The organism is Clostridium sp. UBA1056 (assembly GCA_002316385.1).
GTDB lineage: Bacteria > Bacillota > Clostridia > Clostridiales > Clostridiaceae > Clostridium_J.
In genome coordinates this window covers 65,289-89,504 of record DCDL01000055.1, presented here as the reverse complement: position 1 = coordinate 89,504, position 24,216 = coordinate 65,289, and the positions used below count along the sequence as shown (strand labels likewise).

Below are 24,216 nucleotides of genomic sequence, written 5' to 3'. Positions count from 1 at the left end.
TTCAATATTTATTTAGATTAGCAATATATTTTAACTTATAGCTAGAACTTAACTTATGAGCCAATTTTAGCTCTCAACATTGCAATCAAGCCAACTCATTTTGCGAAAGCTCCTATTAAAAATTTGTAAGTCTTCCTAAAGGAAAGATTATATGAGCCTTAGTTCCAAACTCTAACTTTGATTCAATACTTATTCCCAACTCTAATCTGTCGCAAAGCTTTTTACACAGATATAATCCCATTCCTGTAGATTTTCCAAATTTTCTTCCATTATCTCCAGTAAAGCCTTTCTCAAAAACTCTAGCAATATCTCTTTCTGGAATTCCAACCCCATTGTCCTCTATAGTTAAAGTTACCCTATTCTCCCCTAAAGCTGAATATATCCTAACTATGCCTTTGGATTCCTTAGAGTACTTTATTGCATTTCCTATAATCTGATTTAAAATGAACTCCACCCATTTTATATCACTAAAGATTTTTCCTTCTATTTCACCTATATCTAAGGAGATTTTTTTATTTATAAAATCTCTAGAATTTTTTCTTAGAACTTCCATGACAGCTTCTTCTAGGCTAAATTCTCTTATTATATAATCTTTACTTACATCATTACTCTTTGAGTAATAAAGGACTTGTTCTATAAAGTCTTCTATCTTCTTCAGTTCATATCCAATTTTATTTGTCACTGTACTTTCATTATTGTCTATAATAAGTCTTGCAGAGGCAATGGGCGTTTTTACTTCATGAACCCACATTTCTATGTATTCTCTGTATTCCTTTTGAGTATATTCATACTTTTTTACATGCTCATGCATGGTCTTATTACATTCTTTAAGGACTTCATAAACTATTTCTCCCTCTAGAAAGTCTGGCTTTTCCATAACCTCTGGAAGCAAATACTTTTTATCAAGATTATCTACAGTTCCTGTAATATTATCTAAAAAGTGTTTATACTTAATAGTTTCTAATATTATATATGTACTTAATGGAGTAAACCATAATATAAAGGCTAAAAATATTAATCCACTTCCAACCTTTAAAAATACTAAAATAGCTACAAGAATTATAAATAGAACTCCATTAATTATTAAAAAACCACTTCTTGACTTTAGGTATTCCATAACCCTCATTTTTATCTACTCCTTCCTCTAACTATTTTTATTTAGCTTCTAATTAAACCCTAAATATAGATTACTTTAACTTGTTATATGGGTTAAAATGTTAGTAATCCAATTATGGTTCATTAATTATTATAATCCTAATGTCACTATTTAAGGATTAACTCCTTTAACCCTCTATGAATTTAGCAACTATTTAAAAAGTTAAAAAGTTTCCTATGAAACTATTTAAATAGTTTCATGAGGCTTTCACAAAAATAGCTAATCTAAATAAATATTGAATAAGCACTTATATTATTAACGCTCATCCGTTTCGGAGTATTGATTTACTTAAGATTGGTAATATATTTTATGAAAGCCCCTTATATATTTAACTATATTTTATTAAAATCAATTTTCCTAAGGCATTATATACCCAAGACCTCTTCTTGTTTCTATAGCATCCTTAACTCCTATCTCCTCTAGCTTCTTCCTAAGCCTTGTCACATTTACTGATAAGGTATTATCATCTACAAATAGATTGGATCTCCACAGATAATCCATCAAATCCTCTCTAGACACAATATTTCCTTGGTTTTTTATAAGGTAATACAGAATTCTTAATTCATTTTTAGTAATTTCTAGAGTCTCATCCCCACAGCTTATAGTACCATTAGATAAATTTAACTTTAAATCATTGTATATTAAAACTTCTTGATTCCCTTCATTTCCTTGATTTACTCTCTTTAGCACAGAATTTATTCTAGCTAAAAGTATTTGAGTATTATAAGGCTTAGTTACAAAATCATCTGCTCCTAAATTCATACTCATCAGTTCATCCATATCACTATCTCTACTAGTAACTACAATTATAGGCACCTGCGAAGTTTTCCTCACTTCTCTACAAATATAGAATCCATCAAACACAGGTAAATTTATATCCAAGAGTATAAGGTTTGGTTCTTCTTTCTCAATAATAGACATTATATTTTTGAAATCAGTAGGAGCTACAACCTCATATCCATATCTAGTTAAAAATGTTTCAAGTTCCTGTCTAATAATTTCTGTATCCTCTATTATAATAATTTTTGCCACTTTATCACTTCCTATCTCATCTTTATATTAAACATTTAATTTAAGTCAATATATGTATTCAATAATCCTCATTGTAATATATAATAAACTAACTATTATTTAATAATTTTAGTATAAGCATAACACTAAAGCCTTATGTTAAATTTTTAATTTTAAAGATTAATACAAAATTTTTTTACTTCATTATTAAGAATATTATAACTAAAACATAATTGAGCTAGAAGAAAATTAATAATTATTTTACTTTAAATCTATATAACCCCTTTACGTTTTTACATTTTATGGTATAATATCCTTATTTAATGATTTTTATGGAGGTGGATTTTGATTTGAAAAAGGTTATTATAGCTTTTTTTATAATAGTTATAACTTTAATTTTGACTTTGACTTATCTATCTTATTATAAGAAAGAAATTTCTTTTAAAGAAACTTTAGAAAAGATTAATTATGAAAATCTAAATATTCCTATATCTGAATTAAACATCAGAGATTTTATATCTGAACTGCCTGATGAAGAACTACTAACTGCTGAAGAACATACTATGTTATTTTCATCACCTCAAATGATATCTCCTACAGCTATAACTAAAAGAGAAGCCCTTTCTGATGTAACCCTTTATTTCAAGGCCTTAAAATCTAGCTATGCTCCATACAACTATTATGGTGGTGATGAACAATTTTTAAAGGCTAAAGAATCAGTTTTAAATTTTATCGGAAATAATGATCTAATTCAAGTAGATGAATTAACTCAATGTCTAAAAGATAATCTTTCCTTTATACCAGATGAACATTTTTATATAGGAGAATATGATTTTAATTTAGAGAATACCTACAGATATTATTCAAATACAACATTAAAAGTTTTGAAAAATAGTGTAGGCTACTATTTAGAGTACGATGACGTATATTACTATATTAAATCCATAAATGAAGATAAAGATATTGAAAAGTATTTGAAGCTTTCTATAAATACTGATGGAAATTTAGTGTATAATCTAGGTCTTCTACAGAAATATGACGGACAAGCCTCTAGTACAATAACCGTAGTATTTTATAGAGGTGAATCAGAATATACTAAAAATATTGAACTTAAATTATTAAATACTTTTTCAGATGCAACTGACTCATCTTTAGAATATACAACTATAGATGACATTCCTATAATATCATCAAGAGATATACCTTATAGTATAAGCTTAGATGGAATTGAGTTTATAAAAACTGCTTCTGAAATAAAGGAGTACCCTGTAAGCATAATAGATTTACGTGGAAATCATGGTGGTGATATACTTACTGCTTTGAACTGGGTAAATGAATATTTTGGAGTTTCATCTGATGGAAAAGGACTTTTCTTATTACTTTATAGAAGATCAAAGGCTGATCCATCCTACTATGACTTTAATACCTTTGATAAGGATCTAGAAACTTTACAGCTTGAAAAGATTGATACCTACTATTATGAGCATATACCAAAACCTAAAGAGCAGCTTAATAAAAATTCCAACACTATCTTTGTCCTTACAGATAAAGAAACCTCTTCTGCTGCTGAATTTTTTATAGAACATCTAAAGGATTTTGAAAACATTGTAGTTGTTGGTACTAACACCCATGGTACTCTTGAAAGCTCTAATATAGAACTTGGATATCTGCCCAATTCTCACATAGAATTTGCCTATGGAAACTGGCTGAGGTTATATGATGACAATTTTTTTAAAGAAGGTGAGGGCATTAAACCTGACCTATGGGTAGATGGAGAAGAGGCCTTAGATTTAACTTTGAAACTTATACGTAATTATAAGTTAAAGTAATTAGCGTTTAAATTATAGTTATACGAATGCATCTTAAACTAAGTTAAATCTTAAATTTATCTTATGAAATTATTTTCAATAATAAAACATCCTATTAACTAGAATTTATCTACCATAAACTCTAATTAATAGGATGCTTTATGATATATTGAATAACATGTACTCATAAAAATAATTTATCTTACATCAAAGTCCTTTTATAATTATGGAAAGTTTGAATTACCTTAAAACCCAAGCCTTCATATAATCTTCTTGCTTTCTCATTCCACTCTACAACACAAAGATCAATATTTTTAGCTCAACTTATTTACTTCTCTCTCTATTCTCTCTAAAGCTTCTTCAAGAACAACTCTACTAGTTCCTATATTCATTCTTTGAAACATAGCTCCTGCATGTCCAAACATACTACCATCATTTAACCATACTTTACACTTTTTAAGGAAGAAATCACTTAACTCCTCAGGCTTCTTATTTAGCCCTGAACAATCAATCCATAATAAGTAGGTTCCCTCTGGTCTTCTAACCTTAATCCTAGGAATTCTTTTTTTAAAGAAGTCTAAAGTAAAATCTATATTTTCTGTTAAATACTTCATAAGATCTTGATACCATTCTTCGCCACTTGTATAAGCTGCTTCCTGTGCTACTGATCCTAAGGTAGTTGGACCTTCTATGCAGTCTTTCTCCATTTGAAGTACATATTGCTCTCTTAATTTTTCATTTTTAATTATTATGTTAGCAGTTTTAAGCCCTGCAATATTGAAGGTCTTATTTGGTGCTGTGCAAATTATAGAGTTATCAGCAAACTCTTCACTTATAGATGCAAATACAGTGTGTACGTTGGGCTCATAAACTATATCTGCATGAATTTCATCTGCTACTACTAACACATTATTTTTTATACATACTTCTCCAACTCTTTTTAGTTCCTCTTTAGTCCATACTCTTCCTACCGGATTGTGAGGACTACAAAGAATTATCATCTTAGTCTTTTTACTAATTACCTTTTCCAAGTTATCAAAATCCATCTCATATCTGCCATCTTTACAGATTAAGGGATTTTCTACAACCTGACATCCATTATTTTTTATAATGTTATAAAAAGGATGGTATACTGGTGTTTGAATTATAATTTCATCTCCTGGTTTTGTATAGGCTGCAACTATAGTTTTTAATCCTGGTACAACTCCTGGTGCAAACTTCATCCATGGTTTTTCAATCCTCCAGCCAAACCTCTTATAAAACCAATTTATAGCAGCTTTATAATATGATGAAGGTGTAAGTGAATATCCGAAGATAGGATGTTCTAGTCTCTCTCTTATAGCATCCCCTATTTCTTCTGGTACTTTAAAGTCCATATCAGCTACCCATAGTGGAATGATTTCACTATCATTATAAGTTCTATTTATTAAATCCCATTTTATGCAATTACTACCCAGTCTTTCTACCTTTTCGTTAAAGTCATATTTCATATCTCCTATCCCCCATCTTGAAATGTTAAATAAAGCTAACAAAACCATTCTTAATCTTTAAATTTTTCTGTGCAATATAATTCTATCACTATTTTCATAAATATAGTATTGCAATCTTCTATAGATGTACTTAAGTGTATAAAATAATACTATAATTCATACTATTTCTTAATTTCTATGTATAATCATATTATAAATATTGTTACAAAATAAACATATAAAAGGAATAGGAGAATTAAAATGAAAATAAGAAAAGAACTACCCGAAATCTTTGATGATTTTGCAGAAGCTAGAAGAAATTCCTTTATTGCAGCTAAGAAACTTAAGGATCAAAATATACCTTTAGTAGGAGTATTCTGCACTTATATGCCTCAAGAATTGCCACTTGCTATGGGTGCTAGTGTTGTTTCTCTTTGCTCTACTTCTGATGAAACAATTTCAGAAGCTGAAAAAGATTTACCACGTAACCTATGTCCTCTTATCAAATCAAGCTATGGTTTTGCTAAAACAGATAAATGTCCATTCTTTTACTTTTCTGATTTAGTTGTAGGTGAAACTACTTGTGATGGAAAGAAAAAAATGTATGAATACTTAAGTGAATTTAAACCTGTTCACGTTATGGAATTACCAAACTCTCAAAGTGAAGAAGGTTTAAAACTTTGGAAGAAAGAAGTATTTAAGTTTAAAGAGGTTTTAGAAAAACAATTTGAAACTACTATAAGCGATGAAAAGGTTAAGGAAGCCATTAAACTAAAAAATGAAGAAAGGAAAGCTCTTAAAACCTTTTATAGCCTTGGAAAACTAGACCCTCCAGCACTTTTAGGAAAAGATATGTTTAAAGTGCTTTATGGAGCTACCTTTAAATTTGATAAATCAGAGATCCCAAAGGAAATATATGCTCTAACTGAGAGAATTAAAGCTGAATATGAAGTGGATAAAAAATATGAAAAGAAACCGCGTATCCTTATAACTGGATGTCCTATTGGTGGTGCTACAGAAAAAGTTATAAAAGCCATAGAAGATAATGGCGCTCATGTAGTGGCTTTTGAAAACTGTAGTGGCGCTAAAGCTATCGATGAACTAGTAGATGAAAATAATCCTGATATATATGAAGCTATTGCTCGTAAATACTTAAATATTGGCTGTTCATGTATGACTCCTAACCCTAATCGTATAGATTTACTTAATAGAATTATAGATGAATACAAAGTAGATGGAGTCGTAGATGTAGTTCTTCATGCTTGCCATACTTATAATGTAGAAACATTACTAATTAAACGGTTTGCTAATAACACCAAAAATATTCCTTACATCAGCATAGAAACAGATTACTCTACTGCTGATATTGGACAACTTAACACTAGAATAGCTGCTTTCATAGAAATGCTATAATTCAACACTGACATTACTTGGTCTAAAGATCATTCAAGCAAACTTATCTGATATTTAGCTACTGCTACCTACTCGCCCCCTTCTATAATATGGCATCTACAGTGGCACGACTCTAGATAAGTTCAATTAAACTTTATTGTAAGATAGGCTCCCTCTGAAACTAAGTTTCATTTAATAATAAAAGGGTAAAACCTCAANNTTGAGGTTTTACCCTTTTATTAATATATGATATATGGTATATATCTTTATTTTACATTTATAATATCTACTAATCACATATTGTATTCTTAATTAACCCACAAATCTTTTTAGATGCACGTCCATCACCAAATATTTGTTGTTGCTTATATGTAGGATTGAAATTTTTAACTTGTTCTTTAACTTTAAACTTACCTGTACCAACAATTACATTCCATCCAGATTCAACAGTCTCTACCCAATCTGTTTCATTTCTCATTGTAATACATGGTTTATCCATAAAATAAGCTTCTCTATAAAAAAGCTCCATAGGTATCTTTCCAATCTTCTGTTTTGCAGTCAAGTTAGTAAAGTTACTTTATATTCTTCTTCTAGAGATGCATCATAATTTTTTTAGGTCTCACCGAAGATTCAATTTTCTGTTCTGTGAAGTCCATAAAGGTTATGTATAATATTCTTATCCATTGATATTCACCCTAATTTTGTTATTAGCAAGGGTAATTACATAAATCACAGGTAACCAAAGCGTAATCACTGATACATTACCTAAAATATACGGTTCCATAAAGTTAAAAATCATAAATACAATAAAGTAGATCCGTATAATATCTCCTTCTCTTTTATTAATTTTAAAAGTATATCTAAATGCTATTAAAATTATAATTACACCTAATAATAGTCCTATAAAACCACTCTGTAAGAATAATTCTAAAAAACCATTATGGGTATGCGCTGCTACTCTTTCATAGCTAGGTATAATTTTATTTTCTAATAAATAGTGCGTAGAGTTAAACCCATTTCCTAATAATGGATTTGAAACTAATTTATCTAAAGCATAATTCCAAATATATGTCCTCCCACTAAAGGTCAATGTCTTCCCAAAAAAAGTTTTGATTATCCTATCTAGAAATGGTGATGTTAATTTTATCACTGGTAGTGAAATTCCAATTATAATTGATGCTCTAATTAAAAACTTAGATAGGGATTTATATTTTGCAATAGCTAGTAATGGAATAAATAATACTATTGTAACTATACCAGTGGAACTTTTTGATAATAATATTAAAATTATATTTAAAATTAACATTATTGTAACGTTGATTTTATCTTTGTAAGAAACAAGTGAAGTTCTAATATAGTATAAGTAAATAAATATACAAAAGTTTAAATAAATAATCATTGTACTTCTACTTAAATGAATTCCTCTTACTACATGTTCTGATGGAAGACTTCCCATATAGCCTACTTTAGATAGAAATACTAGTGCAATTATATTTGTAAAAACTATAACATCACAATATGTTTTTAATATCTTAATTATTCTATTTTTAGTTGAAATACAAAATAACAAAATAAAATAGGAACACGGTCCTAAAAAGTTTATATACACTTTAATTGCCTCAAACTTCTTTGGTCCCCATAATACAGTAATTCCAATAAAAACCACGAATACTATTACAACTAGATATCTTCTAACTTTTATTCTTTCAGTTAATAAGTAATATAATACAATAAGTATAAATATTATATTTGTAATAAGTCTTGTTATACTTATAAAACTAGCTGGTATAAAAAAAGTCTCAAAGAATGCATCACTTACAGATGTATTTATAAATAGTATAAATACATTTAAAAATAGATTACTAAAAATTGTTTCTTTTGTCATTGGACTCACCTATTACTTCACCATAAATTGATTTTAATTTTTCTACTATAACTTTTTCTGAAAAATTATCTCGACAATACTCTTTAATATATTCAGAGTTATAATTTGAGTAACTAGATACCATTCTTATCATAGATTCCCCAATTTGTTCCACATTATCAATTTCAACTAAGATTCCACATTCATCATTAACAAAACTATCTGGACCACCAGTTTTTGTTCCTATTACAGGTTTACCATAATACATAGCCTCTACAAATACAATGCCAAAGGTTTCAAATCTGCTAGCCAATATGAAGCAGTCGCAGTTCTTCATGTGATACGCAACTTCTTCTCTATTCAAACTACCTAAAAGAATTATATCCTTCTCTAAGTTATACTTATGAATTAACTGTTGTAACTTTGTAAATTCTTCTCCGTTTCCACCTATATATAATTCAACATCTTTAAGATTATCTCTATTTGAATTATAAGCTTCTATTAAGGCATCCATTCCCTTTTTATTAGTCAATAGGCCTAAGCTAAAAAACCTAAACTTTTTTTTATTTTTATCTATAGTCGTACTTGAATCATTTATTATTACTGGATTAGCGATAACTCTTATTTTCTCTTCTGATATATACTTAGATATTTCTCGTTTTAATCCTACTCCAACTGCCATAACAACTTTTGCATTGCTAAATACATCTTTAAGGTACTTTTTTTGAGTATTATTAAGAATATTTCTAGCATATTTAGTGGAATGCTCAGTAATTACATATGGAATAGTCATCTTGGATTTACTATATGCTATTCCAGCGTCAATGGCTGAGTGAATATGGATTAATTCTGGATTTCCTTCGATACTAATAATTTTACTAATAACTTTATTTAATATTGAACTATAATATCTTAAATAAATTTCTGTAAGTCTTGGAATATAATTATAAGTCACATACCTATATACTTTAACACCATTTTCCTCATAGAATTTAAGTTTATTTACTTCTTCTTTAGCATCACGTTCGTTTATACTTTTTATTACTATATTTACAACAACAACTTCTATATTTTCTTTTACTAATGCTTCTGCTTGTTCTTTAAAGAATATACCATCTAATGGTTTTTCCTTGCTAGGATACCATGAAGGCAATAAAAATATTTTCATAGTTCCTCCTTTTATGCTGATTATTTAAATAATCTCTAATTAATTTCTATTTTTCTCATATGTCTTCTTATAAAAATATAATAAATAACAGATGATATTATAAATACTATTAATGTAGCATATGCCGCACCAATACTTCCAAATCTAATAATCAATACTATATCAAGAATAATATTGCATACTCCTGAAAATATGGCATTTATTAAATTAGCTTTTGCATTTCCTAAGCTAGCCAATACATTTCCATATGGAATCCTAAAAGTTCCTGATACAAAGTAACCTACCATTAAAACCCTAAATACAGGAATCGCACTTAAATACTTCTTACCGAACAATATATAAAATATAGGTTTTGCAAATACTATTCCACCTACTGTTATTATCAAATTTAAAACAGCTAAAGATTTTACTAAAACTGATAGTTTTTCTTTAATCCATACTTTATTATCTCTATTTTGAGCAAAATATGGATATGCAAATGTCATAATAGATATAGATATAAAAGTTAGGTTAAAAGGAATATGAGTAGCCATTTTATAGTTAGCAAGCAGTGCAGGATCCTTTGTGAATATACCTACAAGCTGAGTATCCAATAAGTATAACATTTGAGACATAGCATTTCCCAATATAGTTATAATGGAAAACTTTAAAAATTCTAGTTTTAATTCCTTATTTTTTATCGTACTACCTCTATATGAAAATATATCATCTTTAATAAAAAATGCTCCTAGTAATACTGTTAATAAATAAGCCACGTATATTCCAAGAATTAGACCATTAGCTCCCATAAAATATGAAAATACTGTAGTTGCAGAGAAGTATATAATAGTATTAAATACTGTCAATCTGCTATATTCCTTATTTCTAAGTGAAGACCTCAAATAACTTTGTATTGCATCATATCCAATCTTTAATACAGGGATAAAAGACATAATAAATAAATACCTTCTACTATCCTCTATTCCTAAAGGTCCCCATGTAGCATAAATCATAAGGCCTATGCTAATTAGAAAGTTTACTACCACTCCTATTTTTATCCCATAATTAAAAAATCTATATTTTTCCTTATGATCCTTTTGAATACTACTATACTGTAGTATCCCTGAAGTTATCCCTAAGCCTTCTAATAGTAATGCCATACCCATTATGTTTTGTGCATAAGAAAAATTTCCATAATCTGAAACAGAAATAATTCTTCCTAATATAGCAATTGTTCCAAACTGAATTATTTTATTTATAAAGCTAGCACTAAATATTTCTACTAACCCTTTGCTAAGCGCTGATTTTATAACACTTTTATCCATAAATATCATTTATCCTTTTTATAAAATTTAATAGTGTTATTACTTGTGTTTTTTCAATTAACTTACCATTTTTAAGTAGAATTTCACAATCATTTTTTAGTTCTTTATACTCATCAAGTAGGTGAAAATTCTCTTTTATGTAATTATTAATGAAATTCCTCAAAACTTCATTTGTAGCATACCATTTTTCAAAAGGATTCATATTATTGCTTTGTGAGCCAAATCGCTGTATTTGACCATCTATAACTCTAAATACCTTTCCTGCAAAAGTTCCCATAAACTTCTGATTAAATTTTGTTGGTCTCAAATTCCACTTCTGCCACTTATAATTTGTTGCTTCAGGATAGTACTTTTGAATCATTTTCAAAAATGCAGCTTCCTTATACTTAAGTTCCGGTTTCATTCTAGTACAATATGCAATTAAATCTTGTTCTAAAAAAGGTTCACATGTTTCTGATATATGAAAGGAACTTACTGAGCCATTATACATTCCATTAATTCCTCTATTATAAATTGCAAACTTCTCTTCATTAGAGTATTTTTTCTCGATATCAGATTGTATGAAGCTAACTTTATCTTTTAATATTTTAGAATACATCCAATTATCAATAGATGGTTTATTGTGCACAGGTGCATCTATATAGTCTCCATGCATTATATCAGCTATATTGCCATTAAAGATGAACCCAAACTTATCAAAGTTAATTAAGTCATTTGTTGAAACCAGATGAACAGCTCCACTATAAATATTTTGACCATAATTACTTGTAACAGCATCATCTACATTCATTAAGTAATTTCCATTATTTAAACTTCTAAATATACTATCATATTTAAAATCTGCAGCAATTTCTCTAGCAATTTTTTCGTCCCTAGAGTAATTTTCCGAAAATGTTATAGAAGTTATATCATTATAACCAAGTTTTTTGGCTGCAACTCCTATCATTCTTGAATCAAGGCCGCCACTTAAATATGTTACATGCTTATAACCAAATTCCTCATCCTTTTTGAAAGCCAAATTAACAGAGTTATTAAATAGCTCATACATATTGTCTACTATTACATCTTCTGAATCTGTTAAAAAGTTTTCATTATCAATAAAGAAATATTGCGTTTTATTTATCGTGTTATTTTCATAAGTAATAATTGTTCCAGGGTCAACCTTATTTATCTCTTTAATAAGAGTTGTATCATTAATCATGTATCCAAAAGTCAATAAATAGTAAGCTCCTATTTCATTAAGTGTAGATTTCACATCTATTTCTTTTAAGACTTTAACTAAGTCAAAAACATCACTACTTACTATAAAACATTCTTTTTTAATATCAAAATAGTAATAAAGTGGTTTAGAACCCAGATGATTAGTAAATACTTCCCATTTCTTTTCTACTTTATCATATATAATTCCATAGAAATTCCCTCTAAGACTATCAACCATTCTTATACCATGTTCTTTATACATTTTTTTTATAAGCGAATAGTTATCATATACTCCATAATTATTTTGCAGCTCATGATTATTAAGAATTACACCATCTAAAACTATAAGTAATTCTTCATCTTCATGAAACACTTTATCATTCAAGAATTTTTTATTAAAGTTTTTATATACTAAGTACTGATTTCCTTCAATATATTCATCAGTAATTAATTTTGTCTTATCAAATTTATCCTTAGTTACTATAAGTGTTGTACCTATCAAAATTTACACCCCCACTTTTAAATAGAAACTTATTTTCAATCTCCTACTATACATTACTTTTATAATTATAAAACTTATTTCTAAAAGCATCTGCCCCATTGAAAATTATTCCTGTAATGTTTCCATCTACACTATTTACTAATTCTATACTTTCTTTTACTACATCTTTTTTAACCACTTCTGCTTTTACCACAAGTACAGTACAATCCACTTTATTAGCAATAGCTAGAGCATCTGTAACTACCTTTATTGCTGGAGAATCGATTATTACATAGCTATATTTTTTCTTTAACGCTTTTAATATATTATCTAACTCATTTGAATTAATTATCTGAGTGGGATTATTAATGCTTGATCCAGCTAATAATACATCTAAGTTTTTATTTATCTGTTTTATTCCATCTTCTAATCCGCTTTTTCCCAATATGACATCGCTAATACCAACTTTATTATCTACATTATACACTTCATGAAGTGATGGTTTTCTCAAATTTCCTTCTACTAGTATAACTTTTTCATCGCAATTTGATAATGCCTTTGCTAAGTTAGTTGCTGTTGTAGTACTCCCTTCACCTATTAAAGAACTAGTTACTAATACAACTCTATTTTCATTTGAATTATTTTTATATCTAATATTAACCGCTAAGTTATTGTATGCTTCGCAAGCTATGTCACAAGATCCTTGTTTTAGCTTTCTAGTGCTTTTTTCTTTGAATTTAGGAATCATGGAAATGATAGGCATTTTCAATTCTCTTTCTACCTCTCCCTTTGTTCTAAATGTTTTATTTAAACATTCCATAACAAACACTATTCCTGTTCCAATACCTAATCCTCCTAATACACCCAGTAATATAAGTAGACCATTGTTTCTTATATCTGCGTGTTCAACTATACCTATATCTTCAGCTACAATAATTTCTGTATCAGCTTTATACTTGCTTGGTAGCTCTTTAAATTTTTCTACTACCCCTTGAAGAATAGTAAGAGTCTCTAGCTTATTATCACTAGTATACTTAATTTGAATAAAATCACTATTTGGTATATAAGAAATTTGTAATTTAGTTAATAATAACTCTGGAGTTAATTTTATATTAGTGTCTTCTAATACGTCCATTAAAAAATCTCTTGTTTTAACTAACTCTATGTAGTTTTGCACTAGGTATTTATCTTTTTTAACTTCTACATTATTTTCAATAATTGTATCATTATTTTTAACAAGAATTTTTACACTACCTTCATATGTATTTGCTTTTTCTGAAGCTATACTTACTATTGCTGTTACTGTAGTTATTATAACTGCAATAGCTATTATTATCTTCCACTTTTTCAGACATCCCTTTACAATATCTTCAAATTTAACTATTTGTTCTTCCATGTTAATCCTCCTATTGTTTGCTAATAGTTTAGCTTTAATATTTCAATCTAATAATACATAGGTATAATATTATTAATTAAATTCATTATATATAGTATACTATACTTTATTAAAATTCATATTGATATTAATAAACTATTAATTTATTTAATTTCATTGATTAAAAGAACTAGTCCACTAAATTAACTAATTGTTTATCTTTACAATTATACTATTAAGAAAGTAATATTGTCTATATGATAATTCTTAGTATTCAGCATGTTTTTTCTAATTAATGCTATAATACTATTAATACTAAAGAAATTATTAAGGAGAGTTTATAATGCATAGACAATATATTAACTATTCTGCAAATATGCCTGTGTCTATTTCCTTAAATACCATTAAAAATTATCCAATCCATTGGCATTATTGCATCGAGATTCTCTATGTTGTAAAGGGTACAATTAATCTATATATAAATACTGAAAAATTTGTAATAACAGAAAATCAAATAGAAATTATAAATATAGATGAAGTTCACAGCATAGAAAGTGATGACCCTGATAATAAAGTGATCATATTCCAGATAGATCCGTACTTCTTCCAAAAGTACTACAATGATATTGAGAATATGTTCTTCTATACAAATTCATCTAGTGAAGATTCTCAACTTGGAGAAGAATACGAAGATTTAAGGGTATTTCTTTGCCAAATACTTTGTGAGACAGTACAAAAGCAAGATAACTATGATGAGGAGATTGAGGATATTCTTGTAAAGCTTCTTTATCATCTTATAAATAATTTCAACTATTTAATTCATGAAAAAGAAGAGCTTAAAGAAAATAAAGATCAGCTTCAAAGGTATCACAGCATATCTAAATATATCTATAATAATTATCAAAACAATATAACTCTTAAGGATATATCTAGTAATGAATATCTAAGTACTCATTATTTATCTAGAGAAATAAAATATGCAACAGGATATTCATTTACTGATTTTCTAAACCTTATTAGGGTAGAGGAATCTATAAAATTAATCTTAGATACTGATATGACACTATCCGAAATCTCTGAGGAAATTGGTTTTTCTCACACTAGATATTTCAACAAACATTTTAAGCTACATTATAAGCTTACACCGCTACAATTTAGGAAAAAATATAAATCTACTCCTGAGGAACTTGAAAAATTGACTAAATATACAACCCATCCTCTTGAGGGAAGTTTGAATGATATAATCTATTATCTAGAAGACTATGATAGGTTTAACTATGAGGATAAAATTCATCAGTTAAATATTAATATGGAAAACTATATAAGTGAGTTTAATAAAAACTTTAATAGAGTTATAACCATTGGTGATGCCTTTGATCTTTTGATTGAGGATAATAAGGATACCCTAGAAGAACTTCAAGGGGAGATGGATTTTGAATATGGACGAATTTTGAATCTATTTAGTACAGATATGGCCATATTTCCTGGTTCTAAATTTCATAACTGGAATAGAACAAAGGATGTCCTCGAATTTATAGAATTCTTAGATATTATACCTATAATTGTTTTAGATATAGATAGTACCTATGAGGAACATATAGATAAAATAAATGATGGACTCAATGAAGATATATCTAGAAATGCCTTATCCCTTAAAAATTCTATAGACATATATGAAGACTTTAAAAATATACTTCTATCCTTTATGGAATACTTTAACGCTATAGAAACTCTTAATTATAAGAATTTTAGATTTCAATTTTCTTCTACCTTTCCTAAAGATCTAAGAACTTCAATTGAAGAAATCTTAACTGATAATAAATTAGAGTTTGAGGATGAGCCTTTTACAATAAATAATGAAGTAAATAATATTTATGATACAGCTTACATGATTCCATTTATTATTGATAATGTAGTTAATCATCGAGAGGACTTAAGTTTTATAAGAGCCTTTGATGTTGTTGATAAGCAAGTAAATATAACTAATGAACTATTCTTCGGCTATCCTGGACTTATAAATGATAAAGGAATTAAGAAACCTGCCTTTTATGCTTATTCTCTTTTAAATAAATTAGGTGATACATTAGTTGCAAAGGATGATGGATATATAGTTACTAAAACAGATAATCAATATCAAATCTTACTTTATACTTACCATGATAAAATTAATGATTTAATATCTATGGCAAGTTTTTCAAAGCTTAGAGGTATAAAAAATGCTACTTCTAAAAAGTTATCCTTAAATATAACTAATATTCATTCAGACATTAATGTGACTACTTATGAAATTAATGAAAGGATAGGCTCATCCTATAACTATTGGGTTGATATGGGTAAACCTACAAGACTTAATAAGGATGAGAATGGAATTCTTCATAAGGCTTCTTATCCTAATATTAGATTTAAATACTTTAAGAAAAGTACAGTTATAAATATTTTAGCTACCCTAAAAACCTATGGTGCCACATTAATTATAATTAACGAAGTTCAAAAACCCTTAAGATAAATTAATTTTACCTCATATTAGGCATATGAAAATAAATAACAATTCAAATATACGAGCATTCTGACTTATTTATTTTTTGAAGATTCCTTATATCAATATATATTTTTTATCAGAATTTCATAGGTTTCATATAAAATGCATTAATTTTGAGTACAAAAGCATCCTAATTAAGGTGCTTTTGTGCTTTTTCCTATTTTTCTCCAATTGTATTATGGGTGGAATAGTACTTTTTCATGGGCACTTAAGTGAATGTTTATTTAATTGTTTTCAACTATAATATTAATATAATATAAAATATTTCAATAATGAATTAACAACACTTACTATTTTCATAAAAACTGTTATTACAAGTAATTAGATTGCTAAATATTATAAGTTAAGTTATTTCATAAAACAAATTTATTATCTAAATTATAATAAATTAATTAATACTTTTTATAAACATTCTTGATATTAATTAAAGCTTAAGAAAAATAAAATAATTAAACATCAAGACAAATTATATTTTTCTGTGAAAATAAAATGAACTTTTTATAAAACAAACTTAAGAGAAATATGCAGAATTTTCAATAAATGAGGTGGGACTAATGGGAATTAACCCAAAAGTATTTTCGGATGGAAGGACATACAGAGTATTATTTAAGTTTGCTATACCTGCAATTTTTTCTTTGCTAGTAGCAGAACTTTATAACATGGTAGACACAGTTTTTGTTGGTCGATATATAGGCCCTAACGCTATTGGTGCCTTAACAGTTGCATTTCCAATTCAACGTTTTCTTATAGCAATCGCTTTCTTAATTGGTGTAGGAGCTTCAACCTACGTTTCTAGATATTCCGGTGAAAATCAACCTGAAAAGATTAAATCTACTGTAATTAATTCAATATCTTTAACTATAGTATCTTTAACAATAATTCCTCTACTCTTATTTTTATTCAGAGATGGATTATTATATAAACTTGGTGCTAGTGAAGCTACCTTTGAATTAACTAAAGATTATATATCCATAATCTTTTTAGGAGGAATATTCCAAGGCTTAACTGTGGTTTGCTCTCAAATAATGACAGCTTTAGGAAACTCTAAAATAGGACTTTATGCTAACAGTATAGGTGCACTTTTAAATATTGTAATTGACTACATATTAGTAGCTCATTTAAATATCGGTATAGCTGGTGCAGCCATCGCCACTGTATTTTCTCAATTTGTAGGTTTATTATTTGTTTTATACAAATTTAAAGATGTTATTAAACACCTTAAAATTAAACTTTCATTAAGTAGTATTGTGCCAAATATAGATATAGTATTAATTAAAGGATTAATCGCCGTTGGATTTTCAACCTTCGTTATTGAGATTTCAGATGCAGTAGTAGCTGTTGTTTTAAATAACCTATTAATTTCTAAAGGTGGAGATGCAGCTATAATAATAGTTGGTGTTATTACTAAAATATCTATGTTTATGTTTATTGCGATAATTGGTATAAGCTCTGCTATGCAACCAATTGTAGCCTTTAACTTCGGCGCAAGAAACTCTGATAGAGTTAAAGATACAGTTAAAGCATCTATAAAAACAGTATCAGTAATATCTTTAATATTTGGAGTATTCATTATGTATTTTGCACCACAAATGATAAGCTTGTTTTTAACTGACGCAAAATTATTACCTGAGGCTGTTAAAGCCCTAAGAATATGTATCTTCTTACTTCCACTAGTTGGACTCTACTATGTAGGTATATACTACTATCAAGCTGTTGGAGAGGCTAAAAAAGGATTTAGGTTATCTTTGTTTAGACAGTTAATAGTATTCATTCCTTTAGCTATAGTTTTTGTAAATATCTTTGGTACTATAGGTGCATGGATTGCATATCCCGTATCAGACTTAATTTCTGCAATAGTATCATTCTATCTACTAAATAATACTTGGAGAAAAAAAGAAAAAGAAGAAACTAAAACTGTAACAGCTTAATAAAAAAATTTACTCCTTAGAATGTAATTTCTAGGGAGTAAATTTTTTACATGTTTTTAGCTTTATTTATTATTAGTTAGAGAAGTTGTCTCTTTGATTCTAATAAAGGTTTCACTTTATATTATTGAAATAAAATATTGCAAGTTGTGTTCTATCTCTAAGATTTAACTTTTCTAAAACACCGCTTATATAGTTTCTTATTGTACCTTCACTTAAAAATAATTTTGCTGATATTTCCTTATTAGAAAGACCTTGAGAAACTAAAGTAATTATTTCAATATCTCTATCAATTAAATCGTACTTTGATATATCCTTTTTATTTTCATTATTATGTAGCATAGTAGGAATTTTAGATATAATTTCTTGTCCAAAAACACTTTGTCCAAGTTCTACTGCCTTTAAAGCAGGTACTATGCTTTCAAAATGTTGTTTTAAAATATACCCCTTAGCACCAACTTTTAATGCAGTTATAATATATTCATCATCCTCAAAAGTGGTTAAAAATAATATTCTCCCCTCATTATGAGATTTTAAAATCTTCTGTGCAGCCTCCAGCCCTGACATTCCCCCCATACGAATATCCATAAGTAATATATCTGGAGTATACCTATTATAAAGCTCAATAGCTTCTTCACCGCTATATCCAAGTGATATCACCTCTATATTACTTGATGTCTCTATGATGGTCTTTAAAGATGCTGCAATAAGCTTATCATCATCTATAATAATTATTCTCATAGTTCCCCCTCCTTCATAATAGAAATAAATATTCTAAATCCTTTTGCATTATCAAAATTCACAATACCATTTAGGCTATTTACTCTCTTTTCAATGCTTTGTAAGCCCATTCCACCATCCATACTTGCCTTCTTTTTACTTCCATCGTCTAAAATAATTACTTGATATAATTTTGGATGTTCATATAAACTTACAGTTACTGTGGTTGCATTTGAATGCTTTATTATATTAGATAGCGCCTCTTTTACAATAGCAATAATAGCATATTTAATTTTAACATCTGGATTAGAAGAAAACTCGTAATTTAAAGTAGCCTTACAAAACTTAAATTCATTTATCAACTTTGAAAGTTGTACATATAAGTCAATAGAATCCTCATGTAAATTATGAATACTACTCCTAATAGAATCCATACCGTGGTCTAAGGTAGATCTAATGTCCTCTAGGAACCCTTTAGTTTGCTCTTCTTTAGTAATTGCCATAATAGCACCTATTTGCAATATAGAGCTAGTTAAAAGGTGTCCTACATTATCGTGAATTTCTCTTGAAATACGATTTCTCTCCTTTAATGTTGCAAAATTAACTTCAAAGTCTTGTTTATATTGTAACTCCTTTACCTTATCTTCCAATACTATAGATATCTCAGTTAAATCATCTCTTTGTTTTATAAATTTATCATGCAAATTTTCATATTTTACAGTATTAAATTTCAAGATTGCTGATGTACTAAGAAGTCCAAGAATCATTATACTAATCATATGTGGATATTTATGTATATTCATAATGTATGGGATTAAAATTAAGATGCATATATATTTATACTTTGAAAAAATAGTATCATAAAATATTATAGGAATGCCCATCAGAAATTCAGGATATAAAATGCAAACAATACTATAACTTATTAATACTATTATATTTAATTTATCTTTGTTAAAGTATTCTAGAAAACAAGTTATTGCTACTGTAACTAAAATTGGTAAAATTGATTTTTCTATATCATAATTTTCTATAAGTAATAATGCCGAACCTATAAGTAAAATAATTTTATTTAATATATTATTCATCTATACTTCCTCACTTTATATATCTATAATAACATATACAAATTTCTTACAAAAGTTTTATATAAGAACCCTTAGATAGTGCTACTATCNNCATCTTTGACTTATTATTCATTTTCAGATGCCTAAAGTGACAAATGTAATTTAATATTCATGACAAATAGCACTTACCTACAAAGAGATTCTCTAATAAACTATAAGTATAAACTAAATAAAGTAAGGAGTAATAACTATGATTGTAAAAATAGAAAACCTAGTAAAAAGATATGGAGATTTAATTGCTTTAGATCACTTAAATTTAGATATAAAAAAAGGAGAAATATTTGGTCTTTTAGGTCCAAATGGTTCTGGTAAAACTACTACTATAAACTGTATGTTATCTCTACTTAAATATGATAAAGGAACTATTGAAATCTTAGGAGAAGAAATGACTCCAACAAATTATAAAGTAAAAAAAGACATTGGTATTGTTATGCAAAATGTAGCCGTCTTTGATGAATTGACAGTATATGAAAACATTGATTATTTCTGTGGACTATATGTAACAAATAAGAAGGAACGAAAAGTACTTGTGGAAAAGGCCATTGATTTTGTTGGACTTTCTGATTACAGAAAATTTATTCCTAAAAAGTTAAGTGGAGGACTTCTTAGAAGATTAAACATTGCTTGCGGTATAGCTCATAATCCAAAACTAATCATTTTAGATGAGCCAACGGTAGCTGTTGACCCTCAAAGTAGAAATCATATTTTAGAGGGAATAAAAAAATTAAATGCCGAAGGAGTCACAATTATATATACCTCACACTACATGGAAGAAATTGAACAGCTTTGTACTTCTATTGCCATTATGGACAAGGGTAAAGTCATTGCAAAAGGTACAAAGGAAGAACTAAAGTCCATTATTGATTTAGGTGAAAAAATAATTATTGAAGCCTTTAATTTAAATGAAGATCATATTAAAAATATAAATGCTCTCCCTAATATTATATCAGTAGACTATAAGAGTAATTTATTAAATATTAGAACAAAAAGTGGACATAGTTGTCTTGGGGACATTGTTAGCTATATTGGAGACAATAAAATAAGTTATGGAAAAATTTACTCAGAGCAACCTACCTTAAATGATGTATTTCTGGAAATTACAGGTAAAGAGCTTAGAGATTAAAAGGGGGTATATAGAATGTTTTGGCATATTTTTAAGTATCAACTTAAATGTCGTTTTAGAGATAAATTAAGTATCTTTTGGACTTTATTATTTCCAATTGTATTAGCTACAATTTTTAATTTAGCCTTTTCAAATATACTCACTGGTGAAGAGTTTGAGAAAGTTAATATTGCTCTTGTAAATAGTAGCAAAATATCTGAAAGCTTTTCTACAGCTATAGAAGACAGTGATTTATTTGTTATAGAGAATACAGATAAGAATAGAGCAGAAGAAATGCTTTCTAAAGGTGAAATTTCAGGGTATATAACCTTTGAAGATAATATTGAAATAACTGTTGCAAAGTCTGGTATTAACGAATCCATAATAAAAGCCTTTGTAGATAGTTATAGTCAAAAGTATTCCACCATATCAAATGTGGTATCCCTAAACCCAAGTATTATGAATGATGATTTTATGAGTAATCTTGCTCTTTATAATAATTACACAAAAGATAAAGAATTGAATAGTTCTACCAACGTAGTTGTAATTTATTTTTATACCCTTTTAGCTATGACTTGTATTCTAGCTTCAACCTCTGGTTGTGCTGATGTTATAAACATCCAAGGAAACCAATCTCAAAGAGCAGCAAGAATTAATATAACTCCTGTAAACAAAATAAAAACCTTTTTAGCTACTATAAGTGCTACTTTACTATTTTATTTTTCAACAGTGCTGATAGTTATACTATATATTTCCCGAGTTCTAAAAATAGATTTTGGTAACTCCATAGGTTATGTAATTTTACTTTGCTTTGTAGGTTGTTTTAATGGGATAACTTTAGGTGCCATGGTAAGTGCTTTGATTAATAAAAAAGCTAGTATAAAGGAAGGAATTTTACTCGCATTTACAATGGTCTGTTCTTTTTTATCTGGAATGATGACAGTTCAGATTAAATACTCCATTCAAGATAAACTTCCCCTTTTGTCCTATATAAATCCTGTTAACTTAATTACTGATGGATTTTACTCATTATACTATTATAGTACCTATGATAGGTATTTTCTTAATTTAGGTCTTCTAATATTGTATGGAATTATATTCTCAATAATTACTTTTTTAATTTTAAGGAGGCAAAAATATGCAAGTATTTAAACAATATTTTAGAATAGTTAGAAAAAGTGCTCTTTCCTCCTTACTGCTTTATGCTTCTATATTTGTATTTATGACAATTATTTTTAGTAATGTTGGGAGTTCTACAGATTCAGCCTCCTTTAAAACTGAAAAATGTAAAGTTGCAATTATAGATAATGACAATTCTCCTCTATCAAATAATTTAGAGACTTATATTAAAGATAATTCTAAATTAGTGAAAATTAAAACTACCGATGAAGGAATAAGGGATGCATTATTTTTTAGAGAAGCAGAAATTGTCATCACCATTCCAAATGGGTTTGAAGATAGCTTTCTTCAAGAGATTCCACTCAATTTAGAAACTCAAAGTATTCCTAACTCTTCCAGTAGTATTTTTATAAAATCAATGATAAATAACTACCTTAGCACAACCAAAGTTTACATTGATAATACTAGTAATTTGAACTTTGAAAAAATTAATGAGCTAGTAAATAAAGATTTATCTATAGATACAGAAGTTACTTTAGCAATGGATAATAAAGAAGATACTAAAAGTAGCGTTACCTATTACTTTAACTATTTAGCTTATCCTATGCTATGTATGTTAATACTTGGAATATCTATAGTATCAAATATTTTCAATTCACCAGATTTAAAAAGAAGAAATTTATGCTCACCTATTAATTCCTATAACTTCAACATGCAAATATTTTTAGGGGATATGGTCTTAGCATTATCTATTTGGACTATATTCATGGCACTAGCCATAGTAATGTATCCTCAAGATATGTTTTCTTTTAGTGGAGTGTTACATGGTATAAATTCTCTAATATTTACAATAACTTGTTTATGCCTTAGCTTCTTAATTAGCAATATATCCACTAAAAACTCCATAGGTCCAATTTCAAACCTTGTATCTTTAGGTTGTTGTTTCTTAGGGGGAGCCTTTGTTCCTCAACAACTTCTCAGCGAAACAGTAAAAAGTACTGCTATATTTAACCCAGTATATTGGTTTATTAATGTAAATGATAAACTTAACTCCCTATCAACATTTAATAATGATACTCTTACTCCAATACTATTTGAAATGTTGATAATGATAGCTTTTGCAATAGCTTTCTTAGGAATAGGTTTAGTTATCATGAAGCAAAAAAGAACTAAATATTAATACAAACAAATACCTAGCACTTTCATTATAGTACTGGGTATTTGTTTATATAAATTAAATTTTATCAAATACGTAATCCTTGCACCCATCTATTTATCCGATGACTACCAGCTCTAATACTCCTATCTTCTTCAAGGTTGGAGTAAAGAGCTGCTACGTCCCTGGATAACGATTTCTAAAGCTTCGAAGAAACTAAGAACTCTGTTTATCCGATGACTACCAGCTCTAATACTCCACATTCTTCAAGGTTGGAATAAAGAGCTGCTACGTCCCTGG

The 24,216-nt window shown here is 28.0% G+C and carries 18 protein-coding genes; 7 read left to right on the top strand and 11 right to left on the bottom strand.

Annotated elements, in window-relative coordinates; translation table 11 throughout:
- Positions 1-115 precede the first annotated feature (115 nt).
- Both B3W71_RS14455 and B3W71_RS14450 read right to left on the bottom strand, forming a co-directional pair.
- Positions 116-1,126, bottom strand: a complete 1,011-nt coding sequence (locus B3W71_RS14455; RefSeq protein WP_346889641.1) for a sensor histidine kinase — start codon at positions 1,124-1,126, stop codon at positions 116-118.
- Positions 1,127-1,513: 387 nt separating this feature from the next.
- Entirely contained in the window at positions 1,514-2,188 is a 675-nt protein-coding gene (locus B3W71_RS14450) for a response regulator transcription factor (protein WP_346889640.1), read from the bottom strand.
- A 329-nt stretch (positions 2,189-2,517) separates the two neighbouring features.
- Between B3W71_RS14450 and B3W71_RS14445 the strand changes: the two genes are divergently transcribed.
- Entirely contained in the window at positions 2,518-3,996 is a 1,479-nt protein-coding gene (locus B3W71_RS14445; protein ID WP_346889639.1) for a S41 family peptidase, read from the top strand.
- 293 nt (positions 3,997-4,289) lie between these two features.
- Here the strand turns inward: B3W71_RS14445 and B3W71_RS14440 are convergent, their stop codons facing one another.
- Complete coding sequence (locus B3W71_RS14440; protein ID WP_346889638.1) at positions 4,290-5,465, bottom strand: MalY/PatB family protein; 1,176 nt, start codon at positions 5,463-5,465, stop codon at positions 4,290-4,292.
- A 240-nt stretch (positions 5,466-5,705) separates the two neighbouring features.
- Between B3W71_RS14440 and B3W71_RS14435 the strand changes: the two genes are divergently transcribed.
- A complete protein-coding gene (locus B3W71_RS14435; protein ID WP_346889637.1) occupies positions 5,706-6,857 on the top strand; it encodes a double-cubane-cluster-containing anaerobic reductase in 1,152 nt (383 codons plus the stop codon).
- A gap of 268 nt (positions 6,858-7,125) precedes the next feature.
- Here the strand turns inward: B3W71_RS14435 and B3W71_RS14430 are convergent, their stop codons facing one another.
- The 6 genes from B3W71_RS14430 to B3W71_RS14405 all read right to left on the bottom strand — a co-directional run bounded on the left by B3W71_RS14430 (position 7,126) and on the right by B3W71_RS14405 (position 14,249).
- The gene (locus B3W71_RS14430; protein ID WP_414632038.1) at positions 7,126-7,335 is read right to left on the bottom strand and encodes a UDP-N-acetylglucosamine 2-epimerase; all 210 of its coding nucleotides are present in this window, start codon (positions 7,333-7,335) and stop codon (positions 7,126-7,128) included.
- A gap of 177 nt (positions 7,336-7,512) precedes the next feature.
- Positions 7,513-8,721: an O-antigen ligase family protein gene (locus B3W71_RS14425; RefSeq protein WP_346889635.1), complete on the bottom strand. Its 1,209-nt coding sequence runs from the start codon at positions 8,719-8,721 to the stop codon at positions 7,513-7,515.
- Positions 8,699-9,868, bottom strand: a complete 1,170-nt coding sequence (locus B3W71_RS14420) for a glycosyltransferase (protein ID WP_346889634.1) — start codon at positions 9,866-9,868, stop codon at positions 8,699-8,701. Before B3W71_RS14420 ends, B3W71_RS14425 begins: the two co-directional genes overlap by 23 nt.
- 35 nt (positions 9,869-9,903) lie before the next feature.
- On the bottom strand, positions 9,904-11,172 hold the full coding sequence (locus B3W71_RS14415) for an oligosaccharide flippase family protein (RefSeq protein ID WP_346889633.1): 1,269 nt from the start codon (positions 11,170-11,172) through the stop codon (positions 9,904-9,906).
- Positions 11,165-12,874, bottom strand: a complete 1,710-nt coding sequence (locus B3W71_RS14410; protein WP_346889632.1) for an asparagine synthase-related protein — start codon at positions 12,872-12,874, stop codon at positions 11,165-11,167. Before B3W71_RS14410 ends, B3W71_RS14415 begins: the two co-directional genes overlap by 8 nt.
- A 46-nt stretch (positions 12,875-12,920) precedes the next feature.
- On the bottom strand, positions 12,921-14,249 hold the full coding sequence (locus tag B3W71_RS14405) for a polysaccharide biosynthesis tyrosine autokinase (protein ID WP_346889631.1): 1,329 nt from the start codon (positions 14,247-14,249) through the stop codon (positions 12,921-12,923).
- A 322-nt stretch (positions 14,250-14,571) separates the two neighbouring features.
- Between B3W71_RS14405 and B3W71_RS14400 the strand changes: the two genes are divergently transcribed.
- Positions 14,572-16,734, top strand: a complete 2,163-nt coding sequence (locus tag B3W71_RS14400) for a helix-turn-helix domain-containing protein (RefSeq protein ID WP_346889630.1) — start codon at positions 14,572-14,574, stop codon at positions 16,732-16,734.
- A gap of 587 nt (positions 16,735-17,321) precedes the next feature.
- On the top strand, positions 17,322-18,695 hold the full coding sequence (locus B3W71_RS14395) for an MATE family efflux transporter (protein ID WP_346889629.1): 1,374 nt from the start codon (positions 17,322-17,324) through the stop codon (positions 18,693-18,695).
- 111 nt (positions 18,696-18,806) lie between these two features.
- Here the strand turns inward: B3W71_RS14395 and B3W71_RS14390 are convergent, their stop codons facing one another.
- Together B3W71_RS14390 and B3W71_RS14385 are read right to left on the bottom strand one after the other, a co-directional pair.
- Positions 18,807-19,433, bottom strand: coding sequence for a response regulator transcription factor (locus tag B3W71_RS14390; protein ID WP_346889628.1), 627 nt, complete (start codon positions 19,431-19,433; stop codon positions 18,807-18,809).
- Positions 19,430-20,500 (bottom strand): sensor histidine kinase, encoded by a 1,071-nt coding sequence (locus B3W71_RS14385; protein ID WP_346889627.1) that lies wholly within the window; start codon positions 20,498-20,500, stop codon positions 19,430-19,432. The genes B3W71_RS14390 and B3W71_RS14385 overlap by 4 nt, the downstream gene beginning before the upstream one ends.
- A 229-nt stretch (positions 20,501-20,729) precedes the next feature.
- Here B3W71_RS14385 and B3W71_RS14380 point away from each other — a divergent pair, with 229 nt between their 5' ends.
- From B3W71_RS14380 to B3W71_RS14370, 3 genes are read left to right on the top strand one after another with little or no spacing between them, the layout of a single operon-like run.
- A complete protein-coding gene (locus B3W71_RS14380) occupies positions 20,730-21,662 on the top strand; it encodes an ABC transporter ATP-binding protein (protein ID WP_346889626.1) in 933 nt (310 codons plus the stop codon).
- Positions 21,663-21,677: 15 nt separating this feature from the next.
- On the top strand, positions 21,678-22,793 hold the full coding sequence (locus B3W71_RS14375) for an ABC transporter permease (RefSeq protein WP_346889625.1): 1,116 nt from the start codon (positions 21,678-21,680) through the stop codon (positions 22,791-22,793).
- The gene (locus B3W71_RS14370; RefSeq protein WP_346889624.1) at positions 22,780-23,940 is read left to right on the top strand and encodes an ABC transporter permease; all 1,161 of its coding nucleotides are present in this window, start codon (positions 22,780-22,782) and stop codon (positions 23,938-23,940) included. Before B3W71_RS14375 ends, B3W71_RS14370 begins: the two co-directional genes overlap by 14 nt.
- Positions 23,941-24,216 lie beyond the last annotated feature (276 nt).

Bases quoted from the DNA above. Each gene is read 5' to 3' on its own strand.
- B3W71_RS14440 (WP_346889638.1), bottom strand. From the start codon at position 5,465: ATGAAATATGACTTTAACGAAAAGGTAGAAAGACTGGGTAGTAATTGC.
- B3W71_RS14415 (WP_346889633.1), bottom strand. From the start codon at position 11,172: ATGGATAAAAGTGTTATAAAATCAGCGCTTAGCAAAGGGTTAGTAGAA.
- B3W71_RS14385 (WP_346889627.1), bottom strand. From the start codon at position 20,500: ATGAATAATATATTAAATAAAATTATTTTACTTATAGGTTCGGCATTA.
- B3W71_RS14405 (WP_346889631.1), bottom strand. From the start codon at position 14,249: ATGGAAGAACAAATAGTTAAATTTGAAGATATTGTAAAGGGATGTCTG.
- B3W71_RS14420 (WP_346889634.1), bottom strand. From the start codon at position 9,868: ATGAAAATATTTTTATTGCCTTCATGGTATCCTAGCAAGGAAAAACCA.
- B3W71_RS14380 (WP_346889626.1), top strand. From the start codon at position 20,730: ATGATTGTAAAAATAGAAAACCTAGTAAAAAGATATGGAGATTTAATT.
- B3W71_RS14435 (WP_346889637.1), top strand. From the start codon at position 5,706: ATGAAAATAAGAAAAGAACTACCCGAAATCTTTGATGATTTTGCAGAA.
- B3W71_RS14455 (WP_346889641.1), bottom strand. From the start codon at position 1,126: ATGAGGGTTATGGAATACCTAAAGTCAAGAAGTGGTTTTTTAATAATT.
- B3W71_RS14390 (WP_346889628.1), bottom strand. From the start codon at position 19,433: ATGAGAATAATTATTATAGATGATGATAAGCTTATTGCAGCATCTTTA.
- B3W71_RS14375 (WP_346889625.1), top strand. From the start codon at position 21,678: ATGTTTTGGCATATTTTTAAGTATCAACTTAAATGTCGTTTTAGAGAT.
- B3W71_RS14370 (WP_346889624.1), top strand. From the start codon at position 22,780: ATGCAAGTATTTAAACAATATTTTAGAATAGTTAGAAAAAGTGCTCTT.
- B3W71_RS14400 (WP_346889630.1), top strand. From the start codon at position 14,572: ATGCATAGACAATATATTAACTATTCTGCAAATATGCCTGTGTCTATT.
- B3W71_RS14425 (WP_346889635.1), bottom strand. From the start codon at position 8,721: ATGACAAAAGAAACAATTTTTAGTAATCTATTTTTAAATGTATTTATA.
- B3W71_RS14430 (WP_414632038.1), bottom strand. From the start codon at position 7,335: ATGGATAAACCATGTATTACAATGAGAAATGAAACAGATTGGGTAGAG.
- B3W71_RS14395 (WP_346889629.1), top strand. From the start codon at position 17,322: ATGGGAATTAACCCAAAAGTATTTTCGGATGGAAGGACATACAGAGTA.